This is a genomic window from Marinoscillum sp. 108, from assembly GCF_902506655.1.
Classification (GTDB): Bacteria; Bacteroidota; Bacteroidia; order Cytophagales; family Cyclobacteriaceae; genus Marinoscillum; species Marinoscillum luteum.
Genome location: NZ_LR734817.1, coordinates 149504 through 163245, shown reverse-complemented (window position 1 = coordinate 163245; position 13742 = coordinate 149504). Strand labels below are relative to the sequence as shown.

Genomic DNA, 13742 nt, shown 5'->3' with positions numbered 1-13742 from the left:
CCGAGAGACAACCTCATTTGTATTATTGAGCCTTGGATTTTTCAAATCTGTATACCAGACCTGCTTTGAATTCAAATTGAAGTGGTAAAAATTCATTCGAATCATTACGTTGATATTGCTCACGCTGGGGCATTTGTGGATTGTCCGTCCTTTGACCAACAAATTTGTAATTCCAGATTTTGACAGGAACAGCCAAGTTTATTGCAATGTTTGGATTCACCTTTATGAAGAGATTGGCCAAAATTTCCAGATCAGTGTCAAGGATAGTCTCTGCCGTCTTAAAGGCAGAAATTCTTGGCTCCACTACTTCTCTGTCGAATTGAGGATTGATTCCTACACCCAAATAGGTTGAGATCTTTTCATTGTCAGATACTCTGAAGCTGTACCCAGTTCGAAAGGAGCTTGTAAAATTGAAAGTATTTTCTCCACCAATTACCTGAGAATCCCCAACGTCATTCGTATGAGTTGTCTCCGTATCTTTACTTCCAATGCTAAACTTCCCCGTTTCGAAAAGGAAAAAATGACCCGACTCTTTAAAACTGAAAAAGGAGACTGTGGGAATCTTATACGTGTCAAATTGCTTTTTCGAGGTACTGTTTACCTGGCCGCCTCGGGTATCAGAATCATATTCCTTCGAATATTCAAGTAGTAGTACACCTCCTACGCCGACACCAATTTGTTGACTATAGGCCGATGGCAGAAATTGTAGAAGCAGGCTAATCGCAATAATTAGATTTTTCATGAATAACTATTTAGTGAATTCAATCTAATTCAGATTCATTTTAGCTGAGCTAAAATCCATGAATAATTAGCCTGTAACCAGCCTATCAAAGTAGATGAGGCTTGTGATTAGCTAATTGAGAATTGCAAAGGTTCAAGACAGCCGTGCAGTGTTTGAAGAAGGCCGTGCAGCGTTCCAAGAAAGCCGTGCAGTGTTCCAAGACGGCCGTGCAGTGTTCCGAGATAACCGTGCAGAGGTTTAAGACGACCGTGCAGCGTTCCAAGATGGCTGTGCAGAGGTACAAGACAGCCGTGCAGTACTTCAAGAGGACCATGCAGAGATCCAAGAAGGTCGTGCAGTGCACCTATGGCCAGCAATGGTTTGATCAGGATAGAAAATCTGCTAGATTTGGTAGAGAACGGTTGACTAATGATCACTGGTGGTTGTTAGCCTGTTGTTATGATCAATTTCTGAAATTCAATAATCACCTCAATATGAAAAAAATTATTTTAACACTGGGTCTTGCATTGACAGTAATGACAGTTCTAGCTCAATGGACAGATAATGGAGGTTACATTACGACCAATGACAAAGTTGGTATTGGTTTAAACCCATCTGCTCAATTTCAGATAAGGGCAGGGACATCAGCAACAAGTTATTTTAATGGTGCAGCGATATACAATAATGCCGGAAACGCCATAAGATCCTCTTTATCGGTCACATCAGACGACAATGGTCGAATCAACCTTTATAATAACTCAACGAGTCTAAAAGTCTTGATTAACAGTTATGGTGATTCCTATCTTAACGGAGGAAGTCTTGGTATTGGGACAAACTCACCAAATGATGGTCTTGTTCACATTTACAGGAATGCTACTACTGGAGGAATTGGATCAGTTAATACAGCCAATGCTGGACTAAGAATTCAAGATAATGGATCAAGTCTCTACATCGATGGGAACACATTATACACTAGCGGTAATATGGTCTTGGGCACACTTAACAACACCACTTTTTCTGTTGGAACTAATGACACCGAAAGGCTGAGAATAGACTCTAACGGAAATGTCGGTTTTGGAACTTCATCTCCTTCAAATTCCTTAGTTCATATTTATCGAGATGCCACAATTGGAGGTATTGAAACACCAAATACTTCAAATTCTGGATTAAGAATCCAAGATAATGGGCATAACTTATACATAGATGGGAATTCACTATTTACTACTGGTAATATGTTTCTAAGTACCATTAATAATACTTTCTTCTCTATCGGAACGAATAATTCCGAAAGGATTAGGATTAACGCTAATGGGAATGTGGGAATTGGAACAATTACAACAGGAACACATCGACTTGCGGTCGAAGGCTCAATTGGGGCAAGAGAAATTAAAGTAGAAGCTAATGGCTGGTCTGATTTTGTTTTTGAGAATGACTATGACTTACCTACTCTTGAAGAGGTGGAGCAACACATAGACGAAAATGGTCATCTACCTGAAATCCCAAGCGAAGCAGAAGTAGCAGAGAATGGTATCAACTTGGGAGAGATGGACGCTAAACTACTTCAGAAGATAGAGGAACTAACACTTTATCTAATTGAACAGAACAAGGAACTCAAGACCGCTCAGACTGAAATCCTTGAACTGAAAAAAGAGGTTTCTGCCTTGAAAAACGAATAAAAGATCATAACAAAATGTATAGTGAATACGCTTTTGAACTACTTTCAACTTTCACTGCAATTCGATACTGTCGAGCTATAGGAAAGTGTGAGCGCACTCACCATACATAGACGTTAGATTCCAACCTCTCCAGTCAAACTGAATTGAAACAGACTCTCAAATATCTCCGAATTAATAGAATATTTGAATTCCCTGGTAACGTTCTGTCATGATTTTTGGTTACTTTTCATCAAGGAAAAGTAACAGCCTGCCCGGCTTGAGGGCACCCTATAGCCTACAATGGTTTGTTTGGGAGGGAAAATCTGCTAGATTTGGTAGAGAACGGTTGACAGCCAGGGGGTTGTTGGTCGGTTGTTGTGATCAATTTCGGAACTTCAAAAACTCCTCTTTTATGAAAAAGTTCTTTTCAATAGTAATTACAATCTTTATTTCGACTTATGTGTGGTGCCAAACAGAAACAATTGATAATGGTGATCTAAAGTTTACAGGTAATCGAGATAATGTAATTTCACTGAATGGTGATAATACTACCAATAAGCCGATGTTAGTGATAGGTGAACAACAGCTCTATGGACTAGGATTTAAGTGGAGTAGTGTTTTGGATTTGGATATTGTGCAATTCGACAATCAAAATTTTTTTTCAACCTCTCCCACCAAACTCGGACACTTCAGAGTCAGAGATAAAGTATTCTATTGGTCAGGAAATGTTGGAATAGGGGTTGATCAACCCTCCAAAAAGCTTGATTTGGCCCTTGGGAACGATTCGGATTTTTTAAGAGTTAGAAGATACTCAACAACCGGGCGCTCACAGCTGGCTTTGGCTGATGAAAGTGCTCAAGAAATCTGGAGATTCGGGATGACAGGATCTGGTAGTACCAATTTTGCTTTTTGGGACGGTCTTAGGGATGTTATCACTATGGAGAGACAAGGTGATTTACTTTTTAATCCAGTAAATAATATTGGTATAGGCGATACAAACCCGAGTAAGAGACTAACTCTAAACTCTGGTGATATGCTATTCAATGGCAATAGAGATAACATCTTGTCTGTAAACGGCGATGACACTTCGAATAAACCAATGCTAGTTGTTGGTGAGCAACAGAGCTTTGGTGTTGGATTCAAATGGGATAGTGGGCTAAATCTGGATATTGTACAATTTGATAACCAAAATGTATTTACGACAACAACTCCTACTAAACTTGGGCATTTTAGGGTTAGGGATAAAGTGTTTTTCTGGTCTGGGAATGTTGGAATAGGTACTGATTCTCCTGATTCGAAACTCTCTGTTAATGGTACTATTCACACTAAGGAGGTAAGAGTTGATTTGATTGGGTGGTCAGATTTTGTTTTTGAGAATGACTATGAACTCAGAACACTTGAAGAAGTCGAACAACATATAAATGATAAAGGTCATCTTCCTGAAATCCCAAGCGAAACAGAAGTAAAGGAGAACGGAATCAATCTAGGTGAAATGAATGCTAAGATGCTTCAGAAAATCGAGGAACTGACGCTTTATTTAATCGAGCAGAACAAGCAAAATCGATCTCAACAAGCTAGAATCGAGCAACTAGAACGGAAAATTTCTAAACTAGAAAACAAATAAAAGATCATAATAGGGCTAAGCCCAATCACCTTTCAACCCAAACCTCAACTTTCAGGAGGGACGGCGTGACAGAATTCCGGGCGTGTGAGGGGCCCGATCATGATCGGATAGGGGCGGAAGTGATCATTCTGTCATGATTTTTGGTTACTTTTCATCAAGGAAAAGTAACAGCCAGCCCGGCTTGAGGGCATCTAATCAACAGCAACGACGAACAAAATTACCATCTCGTGTTGCAGCCACCCCGAACAAACGAAAAATGGAGAGGTTACGGAACTTCCTGAAGGAATTTAAAATCTCGCCGTAAATAAATAAACCATTCTTTATCGCTCCCGTTACCCCATGGGGTTCTGAGGGTTCAAAATCTTCTGGCTTTGCTACCAGATGGCCATCAGGCATTAATACCATCAACAAAAGTTAATATCATGAATGACATAAAGTATCCGAAATCCTTTTCGCACATTGGGATTACTGTGCCTGACATCAGGAAAGCGGTAGATTTTTATCATAACGTGATGGGATGGTATGTGATAATGCCACCATCCACCGTAAAGAAGGAAAGGGAAACAGCCATTGGACAGATGTGCATTGACGTTTTTGGAGAAAATTGGGAGGAGTTTGAAATCGCGCATTTGTCTACCTCTGACGGAATCGGGATTGAGCTATTTTCTTTTCCCCACGGGATAAAGGAAGCCCCTGAGTTTAACCCTTTCAATACAGGGCTTTTTCACTTTTGTGTACAAGATCCTGATATCGAAAATCTAACCAAAAGGATAGTTGAGTCTGGCGGAAAGCAAAGAATGCCGATCAGAGAATACTACCCCAATGAAAAGCCTTATAAAATGGTCTATGTGGAGGATCCATTTGGAATCGTGTTTGAAATATATACCCACAGTTATGAGTTAACGTATTCTTCGGGAGCCTACCAGGAATAGAACACATACATCAACGGGGCCCAACCTTTTTGGTGTGGTTCTCCAACAAGCGAGACAAGGATTGATGGTTTGGCAATTTGCAATGGGGTGTACAGCCATATAGACAATCATGGTTTACTCAGGAGTTAAAATTTACTAGATTTGGTAGAGGACGGCTGGCAGTCAGGGGGTGTTGGCCATTTGTTACCACACATATTCAGTACACATGAAGACTCTACTAACTATATTGTTCATTTCATTCTTCAACTTTCTGAACGCCCAAGACGTACCAACTCTCAAGCCAACAATCGGAAAGATGCTTGATTTCGGTCCAACTATTCAAAAAGAATGGGCCCTAAGAGACAAAGCACTGGAAGATTTGAATGAGGGCAACAGATCGTGGGAAGAACTAACATCCGAAGAACAAGCGACCTTTGAAAAGTATGGTGAAGTCTATGAAAACATGTGGGATATTGTTGGAGGTGGATGTAGTTGGTATTGCGGAGGTGGACTAGATACCCAAACTGCTTCATCCGAACTTTCTGCACAGGGCACCAACACATACATCGCCAATAATGCTCATGATTTGAGCTATGAAACAGCTTGGGTTGAAGGAGTTCCTGGTTATGGAATAGGCGAATATCTCGAATATCACGTTAAACCTGAGAATCCTAGAATAACCGACATAATAATTGTGAACGGTTATGTCAAGAGTGATAATGCATGGAAGAATAATTCCAGAGTCAAAACCTTGAAAATGTACATTGACAACAAACCATATGCAGTACTAGAACTTGCGGACACCAAAGCAGAGCAGCATTTTAAAGTTGATCCTATTGGTTACAACGATCGACATAACTTCGAGCAACTTAAGAAAAAATCGAGCTTTACAATGAAATTTGAAATCTCAGAAGTTTACCCCGGTGCAAAGTGGGATGACACGGCAATAACCGAAATTTACTTTAACGGAATTGACGTCCATTAACGTATGGTAACAAGCGTAGCTGTTGTACAACCCTTCCAAAACCTAAAAATCATCGGTCAATTTTCAATCGGAACCTTAACTCCAGGCGGGACGGCCCGACAGAATTCCGGGCGTGCGATGGCCCCGATCATGATCGGATAGGGTCGGAAGTGATCATTCTGTCATGATTTTTGGTTACTTTTCATCAAGGAAAAGTAACAGCCTGCCCGGCTTGAGGGCACTTAATCAACAGCAACGACGAACAAAATTATACTCCGCCCTTATTGTAGTTGCCCCGCCTAACCGAAAAAATGGAGCGTAGGTTACGCAACTTCCCGTTAGGAAAAACCTTCTGCTCACTTTGATTTCCAATACTCCAAATTGACGCCCCCAGCTCCGCTTAAGGAATAACCCCAAGCGGATAGCGGTAGTTGGTATGCGAACCATTCGAGTTCTTATGGTCGATCACATAGATGTGCACATAAAGGTTATTCCCACTTTTAATGTCCTTCCCGATAAGATGGGTACTGAAGTGCGAAGTAAGTGAGGGCTGGCTGGTATGGCAGTTATTACAGTTGATCTCATTCATAGCACTGTAGTACTCGTGTTGTCCGAAGTTATAAATTGCCCCGGCATTCACATCCACCGTGGTAAAATTGAACGATACGATTGAACCCAGGTCTTTTGAGAAAGTATGCACGTCGAATTCCACGCTGAGGTCTTCTGTGCGTGTTAATTTTGGGTTGGTGATAAAAGCATTATCCGGAACCATGGTAAAACTGAAAGTGTGATCGCTCAGAGTGTTGCGGTCTCCCTTGTCTTCTACCTCCACATATAATTGGATCAGGTTGTCGCTGTTGGCGTAAATAATGGGAGACAGCCCAAAAAGGGTGTCTGGTACATCATCATAATAGATCGGGTTGTCGTTGAGTTCCAGGGTCACAGTGCCAATCCCTGTTACGGTTAACCTTTTCCCATTTTTCTCCGGGTCTGACAGCAGGAAAACCATGTAATCGGCATACCCAATGGAAGTGATGTAATTCACTGTATTGGCTTGAGGGTATAGGATCTTGATATTGGCCGGGGTGTTGTCAATTTCCTTGTTGAACAAACCATCTTCCTTGCATCCAAAGGTCAGGAGTAAGGAGACCATCATGATCATGTTGAAGTGAGCGTATCTTTTCATTATGCGATTTTTTATCCCGCTAGAGACGCTGTTCGGTCAAAAATGGTTGCAAGCAGGTGATGAAAGGCTAATAGCGGTGATAAGTTTTTCTGAACTAATTTGCTTTTGAAACCTAGCCTTATGTCTCAAAAGATAAAAATCAGCCCTGAGGAGCACCTCAGACATTCCTTGTATGTTCATGATCTGCTGTCAGATTATGAGCTGGAGGATGTGTGGCGTTTCCCCGTCATTCTCCAGTCTGAGCACTCCCTCGATCAGTTTCTAACGTTATTCAGATCTGCCGGAGACCAGCTCTCTGGCAAGGGCCTTGCTGGCCTGCTGTTTCGGTTCAGGCTGTTTTTAGGAAAGCTGTTTCACTGGGATGAGCAGCAGCCGGTAGATCACCTGATTCCGGGCACACTTCGTCATCGGTATGCCGGGCGTGAGCAACTGACCTTTGAGGAGCTACCCGATCCGGGCACGGGTGATTTTATCCCGGTCTATCAGTTGGAGAACGAATTTCTCTCCGAAATTGCCAATAAAACAGTAGAGGCTGCCCTTCACATAAGTAGGGTGCCGCAGGATGGCGCCTGGGTGGTTCACATGGCTGTGTATGTGAAGCCAAAAGGTGGTTTTGGAAGGTTTTATATGGCCCTGATCAAACCCTTCCGGCTGTGGGTAGTGTACCCGGCCATGATGCGGGCGGCAAAGAAAAAATGGGAGAACTTTACCAAAGAGTCAAAAACGTGATCAATCATAAATGAAGCAAATAAGTGTCATCAATTCGATAGAGGTACCTGAGGGGTACGAGAATGAAGCCTTAAAAATCAGGGATGCCTACATTGAGTATTTTAAATCAAAACCCGGATTTGTAAGCTCTACCTTTTACCGGGCTATCAATGCCAATAACAAGTTCAACTACGTCAACATAGTGGTGTGGGACTCCTATGAATCATTTGAATCCGTAGTGAACAGCGGATTTGAAAACACGGAAGGACTTAACGAGGATAACCGGAAAGTGCTGGGAAAAGGATTCCCACCTCCCATAAAGGTTTCGCCAGGTCAATTTGAAATCATCAGGAACGATTGAGTATGCTTAACCATGATCAGCCCGGGCATTGTCACGCTGATTTCTGCATTGTTATCCCTAGCTCCGATATTGTCGCTCTGAGCTGGGCATTGTCACTCTGAGCTCCGTCGAAGAGTAAGACAATACCAGATAGCGAACCTGAAAACTCTTGACCGGATGAGATTCCCGCCTGCGCGGGAATGACGGTTTTCAACAACTATAACAGGTTCTTCTCGATGTTGACCTGGGTATCTGATAAATAAAGGCGTAACTGAAAATGACATTTTCAATTCGACGTGGCTCCGGCATTATCACACTGAGTCTGGCTTGTTGTCCTGATCTCGGCATGACATTTTCACAGCAAAATGTCTTTGGGCATTGTCACTCTGAGCTCCGTCGAAGAGTAAGACAATGCCGCCACCCAATCTCCTTTTATACAGATAAACCCACCTTTTATGTAGATTTATATGGGATGATCTACACGGTTTACATTCTACGATGTGCTGATGGTACCTACTATACCGGGGTAACCAATGATCTTGATCGTCGTGTTTGGGAGCATCAATCGGGTCATGATTCTAGGGCTTATACATTCAGGAGGCGCCCGTTGAAGTTGGTTTTTCAGGAGCATTTCCCAGATGTCAATCAGGCCATTGCTTTTGAGAAGCAAGTAAAGGGATGGAGGAGAGCGAAGAAAGAAGCATTGATAGCTCGCCGGTGGGACCTGCTTCCCGAACTTTCGATAGCTTATATCAGAAAGTGAAAATGTCTGATGCTTCGACGGAGCTCAGCATGACATTTTCAATCGACGTGGCTCTGACATTATCACACAGAGTCTGGCATGGGTATTCTAATCTCGGCATGATATTTACACAGCAAAGTGTCTTTAGGCATTGTCACTCTGAGCTCCGTCGAAGAGTAAGGCAATGCCGCTAACTTATCATCCATATGTCTGTGGTCCGACAGGCTCCATGACAGAAGGGAAGACAATGCCACTATCGACTCGTGGCCCCTAGTGCTTTTTGATCAGCTTTCGTGTTTCTATTACCTTCTGATCAGTAGATAGGATTTTCACGAAATAGAGTCCTGCCGGCAGACCGGATACATCGAAGTGTTTAGTAACTCCTGCTGACTTTTTCATCAGCTCTACACCTGAGAGACTGTAAAGTACCACCACTTGCTCATGGGCTTCTTCTACCGTGAAAGTATCCGAAACGGGGTTAGGGAAAACATTGAATCGGCCCTTATCCCCAATACCTAAAATGACTTCATCTCCTTCGAATATTCGAAATTCAGTGAGGCTGACCCAGGCTCCAGTGTATCCCGAAGCCCCTGTGACGGTGATGCGCACATAACGTGCCTGGGTTGGAGAAAACTCGTCGGTTATCGGAGCTTCTACACTGCCTGGTGTGGTATTGGCCGTGCGATCTACCACCTGGGTATAGGCATCGGCCTCAGATTTTTTCACCTCTATGAAGTACTTGTAGGCCCGGTCTTCGTAGAAAATCACTTCGGTTTTCCCTACTGCTTTTACCTCTCCCAGATCCACTTCCAGCCACTGAGGATAGACCTGTGCAGACCAGCGGGTGAGCGTGTTGTTATCAATGGCTGCAGCGGGCGGATTTTCTGGCTGTGGCACTTCAGAGGCGCTGGCTGTCTGATTGAATGCCAGATTGCCGGGTACTTCTTCCTGGCCTTCACTTACCGGCGCTTCACCGGCCTCAGCTTCTATGGCGTGCGTAGCACTTAGCCATCCCACAAAGTGGTCTTCACTGCCATCTTCGGGGCGATTTTGGGCGATCACATAATACTGGACTACAGGCACTGGTAGCTCCAGCTCGGTGTAGCGCTTGAGTAAAATCTCATAAGGAGCACTGTGGCGGGCCCATTCCGAACTGCTGTGATAGCTAGGAGAGGTCTGACCCAGTACCGAAAGGGTGTAAGTCTCCGCACCAGTGCGTAACCGGGCATCCGAATGTGTAAATAGGCCCTCATCACCCTGCTGATAGGCTACCTCGGCACATTGTGCCAGCCCGATCAGTACATACTGTGAGTGCACAAAGTCGCGGGTCAGCTCCGGGATTTGGCCTGTGGTACTAATGTCGTCAATCTGGCCGGTTACATGATTGTAGCCTTCATTATATAGCGCAGCGTCATTCAGGAAGACTCCTGCCGACATCAGTGAAAGATCTTTGGAGATCAGCCAGTTGGCCGTCTGGTAGATAGGGCCATTGACGTAGACCAGTACCTTTTGCACGAAAGTTTCAAAACTCGCAGAGGACCAACCGGAAACTCCATTGTCATAGTATTTCAGTATTTCTGCTCCAGCTATCCATATCGGGAGGGCCCAGGAGGCTTCCAGTGTAGGTTGGTTGGGTTTATTCTCTTCCGGGATCAGCGACTCAAAGGTATCCCCCCAGGCATCTGCAATTTCTATGGCCTTGTCGCGGTGAGCGTCATCTCCGGTCACCACCCACTTGATGGCGTGGATGTACAGGGCATGAGCATCCTGGCGAAAGGCGCGCTCCTCATCTCCCACTCCAGAGGCGATTACATGCACATTGGCGTATGGAGTAGGGGTATAGTCAAGGTTTCCCAATGTTTCGTCCGCCATTCGGGCATAGCCTGCCACCTGCGGGTGTCCATTGCTTGTTTGCACTGCCTCTTTCAAGGCGTCCAGCTCGACCTGACTGCTGAGTACTCCCGGATGGGCAAAGGAGTCCGGGGCTTGTGCATTGGTGTATTGCGCTACTGCGAAAATTAGGGCGATGATAAGTATTGATCGCTTCATTATTTGATGCTTTTAAAATGTACAGTTGAGTGATTGATTCTGCCGGCGACAATTGAACAACGGCATGGATGACTAAATGTACAAGAGATCAGCCCTTACAAAGGAGTCACTCGCTTCCCACATGGGAGTTTTGGATGATTGTAGACCTATAAGTGTACTTCTCTTGCCATGGAGAGTTCCTGACCTGATATCAGGGTAGTGGGAAATGAAAATGTCTGATGCTTCGACGGAGCTTAGCATGACATTTTCACAACAAAGTGTCTTTGGGCATTGTCACTCTGAGCTCCGTCGAAGAGTAAGGCAATGCCTGATATCGGACCTGAGAAATTCTGACTGAATGAGATTCCCGCCTGCGCGGGAATGACGGTGCTCAATGACAATAATAGGTTCTTTTCGATATTGACCAGAATATCCGATCAAAATGCGTAACTAAAAATGACCTTTTCAATCGACGTAGCTCTGGCATTATCACACAGAGTCTGGCTTGTTGTCCTGATCTCGGCATGACATTTTCACAGCAAAGTGTCTTCGGGCATTGTCACTCTGAGCTCTGTCGAAGAGTAAGGCAATGCCTGATATCGGACCTGAGAAATTCTGACTGAATGAGATTCCCGCCTGCGCGGGAATGACGGTGCTCAATGACAATAATAGGTTCTTTTCGATATTGACCAGAATATCCNCGGACCTGAGAAATTCTGACTGAATGAGATTCCCGCCTGCGCGGGAATGACGGTGCTCAATGACAATAATAGGTTCTTTTCGATATTGACCAGAATATCCGATCAAAATGCGTAACTGAAAATGACATTTTCAATTCGACGTGGCTCTCGCATTATCACACTGAGTCTGGCTTGTCATCCTGGTCTCGGTATGACATTTTCACAGCAAAGTGTCTTTGGGTATTGTCACTCTGAGCTCCGTCGAAGAGTAAGACAATGCCTGATATCGGTCCTGAGAAATTCTGACTGGATGAGATTCCTGCCTGCCGAGAATGACGGTGCTCAATAGGTTTGAACTGCGCGAAGAGTAAGGCTTGCTATGAAATCCTTAAAGCTATTTGATTAAGACTTCAAATAGGCAAGTGTAAAAAAAAGGTCGCTCCGGACCACTCAGCGAGTCAGTCCAAAACGACCTTCTAATCTTTAGGAGGTTAACCTTGGTCAGATCGCTGCATTTCCTTTTTCGCCGGTGCGAATACGAATGCATTCCTCCAACGGAACCACAAATATTTTACCACTGCCCACCATTTCCCCGTCATTGGATTCGGTGGCTCTGGTGATGGCATCAATGGTTCTTTCTTTGAATTCGTCATTTACAGCAATCTCCAACCGGATATTTGAAACCATGGTAGGGATGACCTTCTGCCCACGGTAAATCTCTTCGGTGATTCTCCTGCCATGACCTGATACGTTGCTTACCGTGATTCTGGCAATTCCGGCCTCAATAAGTGACTCCCGGACCTGATCGAGCTGATTTTCTCTGATGATAGCAATTATTAGTTTCATAGGTTCGTTTAGCTAGGGTTAATCATTCCATATCCTTTTTCGCCATGGTAGGAGCTGTCCAGCCCTTTCATTTCGGCTTCTTCTGTTGCCCTTAGGGGAACTATCTTATTCAATACGAAGAGGATCAGTAAAGTGCCCACTCCGGCATATACCAGGGCAATAAGAATGGCCAAGGCTTGCACACCCAACTGGTCTATGACACTCCAGGTACCCCCGGCCAGTCCGGCAGCATCTTCCATCCAGCTTTCGCGAATGAAGAAAACAAGCAGCAATGCACCTACGATACCTCCCACTCCATGGATACCAAAGGCATCCAGGGTGTCGTCATAGCCGAGTTTATTTTTGACCATAATGGCCAGGTAGCAGATACCACTGGAGAAAATACCCAAAGCAATAGCTCCCATAGGCTGCACCACACCTGCGGCCGGTGTAATGGCCACCAACCCTGCCAGGATACCCGATGCAAATCCAAGCGCCGTAGCCTTGCCCTGATGAAATCCTTCAATTAATATCCATGCGAGGGCGCCTGCCGCCGCTGCGATTTGGGTGACGGTGAGGGCCTGAGCAGTACTCAATCCACTTTCTATACTACTGCCGGCATTGAAGCCAAACCAGCCGACCCAAAGTAAGCCTACACCTATCATGGTCATCACCAGATTGTTTGGCTGCATGGGCAGGTGTGGATGTTGCTTTCTGGCGCCCAAATAGATCGCAGCCACCAGCCCGCTAATCCCTGCGCTGATGTGTACCACGGTGCCTCCTGCAAAATCGATGGCTCCGTCTGCTCCCAGGTTGAACAGGTACCCGTCTGAAGCCCACACCCAGTGACAAAGGGGATTGTAGATGAGTATGCCCCACACGGCAATGAAAATGCAGTAGCCTTTAAAAGAGATGCGTTCAGCAAAAGCCCCTGCAATGATGGCAGGAGTAATGATGGCAAATTTTCCCTGGAACATGGCAAATACATATTCAGGAATACCATCGGTGATGACGTCATCAATGCCTCGAAGCAGGAAATAATCTGAGCTCCAGCCAAACCAGCCCCCCAGTATGTTTGGGCCAAAAGCCATGCTGTATCCACAAATGACCCAAAGGAGGGTCATGATGCCCATGGCCGTGAAGCTGTGCATCATGGTGCCGAGTACGTTTTTGGTTCGGACCAGGCCGCCATAAAACATGGCAAGTCCGGGGATCATCAGCAATACAAGGGTGGTGGACGTCAGCATCCAGGCGGTGGCTCCAGTATCGATGGCTGCTTCATCTCCTGCAAAAGACTGATAGCCAAAAAGAAGGAACATCAAGGAATAAATCTTCTTCACAATTAAGAGTAAGGTTGA

General features: G+C 44.7%; 13 protein-coding genes. 7 read left to right on the top strand and 6 right to left on the bottom strand.

What is annotated here, in order from left to right; translation table 11 throughout:
• Nucleotides 1–22: 22 nt before the first annotated feature.
• Nucleotides 23–742, bottom strand: a complete 720-nt coding sequence (locus tag GV030_RS18035; RefSeq protein WP_159584758.1) for a hypothetical protein — start codon at nucleotides 740–742, stop codon at nucleotides 23–25.
• 107 nt (nucleotides 743–849) lie between these two features.
• Entirely contained in the window at nucleotides 850–1158 is a 309-nt protein-coding gene (locus GV030_RS18030) for a hypothetical protein (protein WP_159584757.1), read from the bottom strand.
• A 57-nt stretch (nucleotides 1159–1215) separates the two neighbouring features.
• Between GV030_RS18030 and GV030_RS18025 the strand changes: the two genes are divergently transcribed.
• From GV030_RS18025 to GV030_RS18010, 4 genes are all read left to right on the top strand, one after another.
• Nucleotides 1216–2397, top strand: a complete 1182-nt coding sequence (locus GV030_RS18025) for a hypothetical protein (protein ID WP_159584756.1) — start codon at nucleotides 1216–1218, stop codon at nucleotides 2395–2397.
• A 391-nt stretch (nucleotides 2398–2788) separates the two neighbouring features.
• A complete protein-coding gene (locus GV030_RS18020; RefSeq protein ID WP_159584755.1) occupies nucleotides 2789–4000 on the top strand; it encodes a hypothetical protein in 1212 nt (403 codons plus the stop codon).
• Between the two features lie 422 nt (nucleotides 4001–4422).
• A complete protein-coding gene (locus tag GV030_RS18015) occupies nucleotides 4423–4932 on the top strand; it encodes a lactoylglutathione lyase family protein (protein WP_159584754.1) in 510 nt (169 codons plus the stop codon).
• Between the two features lie 205 nt (nucleotides 4933–5137).
• Entirely contained in the window at nucleotides 5138–5896 is a 759-nt protein-coding gene (locus GV030_RS18010) for a hypothetical protein (RefSeq protein WP_159584753.1), read from the top strand.
• Between the two features lie 379 nt (nucleotides 5897–6275).
• Here the strand turns inward: GV030_RS18010 and GV030_RS18005 are convergent, their stop codons facing one another.
• The gene (locus tag GV030_RS18005) at nucleotides 6276–7061 is read right to left on the bottom strand and encodes a hypothetical protein (RefSeq protein WP_159584752.1); all 786 of its coding nucleotides are present in this window, start codon (nucleotides 7059–7061) and stop codon (nucleotides 6276–6278) included.
• A 120-nt stretch (nucleotides 7062–7181) separates the two neighbouring features.
• Here GV030_RS18005 and GV030_RS18000 point away from each other — a divergent pair, with 120 nt between their 5' ends.
• The 3 genes from GV030_RS18000 to GV030_RS17990 all read left to right on the top strand — a co-directional run bounded on the left by GV030_RS18000 (nucleotide 7182) and on the right by GV030_RS17990 (nucleotide 8872).
• Complete coding sequence (locus tag GV030_RS18000; RefSeq protein ID WP_159584751.1) at nucleotides 7182–7790, top strand: DUF2867 domain-containing protein; 609 nt, start codon at nucleotides 7182–7184, stop codon at nucleotides 7788–7790.
• A 10-nt stretch (nucleotides 7791–7800) separates the two neighbouring features.
• The gene (locus GV030_RS17995) at nucleotides 7801–8130 is read left to right on the top strand and encodes an antibiotic biosynthesis monooxygenase (protein ID WP_159584750.1); all 330 of its coding nucleotides are present in this window, start codon (nucleotides 7801–7803) and stop codon (nucleotides 8128–8130) included.
• A gap of 451 nt (nucleotides 8131–8581) precedes the next feature.
• Complete coding sequence (locus GV030_RS17990; RefSeq protein ID WP_159584749.1) at nucleotides 8582–8872, top strand: GIY-YIG nuclease family protein; 291 nt, start codon at nucleotides 8582–8584, stop codon at nucleotides 8870–8872.
• 249 nt (nucleotides 8873–9121) lie between these two features.
• Here GV030_RS17990 and GV030_RS17985 read toward each other — a convergent pair whose 3' ends face one another.
• From GV030_RS17985 to GV030_RS17970, 3 genes are all read right to left on the bottom strand, one after another.
• Entirely contained in the window at nucleotides 9122–10900 is a 1779-nt protein-coding gene (locus GV030_RS17985; protein ID WP_159584748.1) for a discoidin domain-containing protein, read from the bottom strand.
• Nucleotides 10901–12060: 1160 nt separating this feature from the next.
• On the bottom strand, nucleotides 12061–12405 hold the full coding sequence (locus tag GV030_RS17975; protein WP_159584746.1) for a P-II family nitrogen regulator: 345 nt from the start codon (nucleotides 12403–12405) through the stop codon (nucleotides 12061–12063).
• Nucleotides 12406–12413: 8 nt separating this feature from the next.
• Entirely contained in the window at nucleotides 12414–13724 is a 1311-nt protein-coding gene (locus tag GV030_RS17970; RefSeq protein ID WP_221413408.1) for an ammonium transporter, read from the bottom strand.
• Nucleotides 13725–13742: the final 18 nt, after the last annotated feature.

Coding starts and splice junctions, on each gene's coding strand:
- GV030_RS18035 (WP_159584758.1), bottom strand. CDS start 742: ATGAAAAATCTAATTATTGCGATTAGCCTGCTTCTACAATTTCTGCCA.
- GV030_RS18025 (WP_159584756.1), top strand. CDS start 1,216: ATGAAAAAAATTATTTTAACACTGGGTCTTGCATTGACAGTAATGACA.
- GV030_RS18020 (WP_159584755.1), top strand. CDS start 2,789: ATGAAAAAGTTCTTTTCAATAGTAATTACAATCTTTATTTCGACTTAT.
- GV030_RS18015 (WP_159584754.1), top strand. CDS start 4,423: ATGAATGACATAAAGTATCCGAAATCCTTTTCGCACATTGGGATTACT.
- GV030_RS18010 (WP_159584753.1), top strand. CDS start 5,138: ATGAAGACTCTACTAACTATATTGTTCATTTCATTCTTCAACTTTCTG.
- GV030_RS18005 (WP_159584752.1), bottom strand. CDS start 7,061: ATGAAAAGATACGCTCACTTCAACATGATCATGATGGTCTCCTTACTC.
- GV030_RS18000 (WP_159584751.1), top strand. CDS start 7,182: ATGTCTCAAAAGATAAAAATCAGCCCTGAGGAGCACCTCAGACATTCC.
- GV030_RS17995 (WP_159584750.1), top strand. CDS start 7,801: ATGAAGCAAATAAGTGTCATCAATTCGATAGAGGTACCTGAGGGGTAC.
- GV030_RS17990 (WP_159584749.1), top strand. CDS start 8,582: ATGATCTACACGGTTTACATTCTACGATGTGCTGATGGTACCTACTAT.
- GV030_RS17985 (WP_159584748.1), bottom strand. CDS start 10,900: ATGAAGCGATCAATACTTATCATCGCCCTAATTTTCGCAGTAGCGCAA.
- GV030_RS17975 (WP_159584746.1), bottom strand. CDS start 12,405: ATGAAACTAATAATTGCTATCATCAGAGAAAATCAGCTCGATCAGGTC.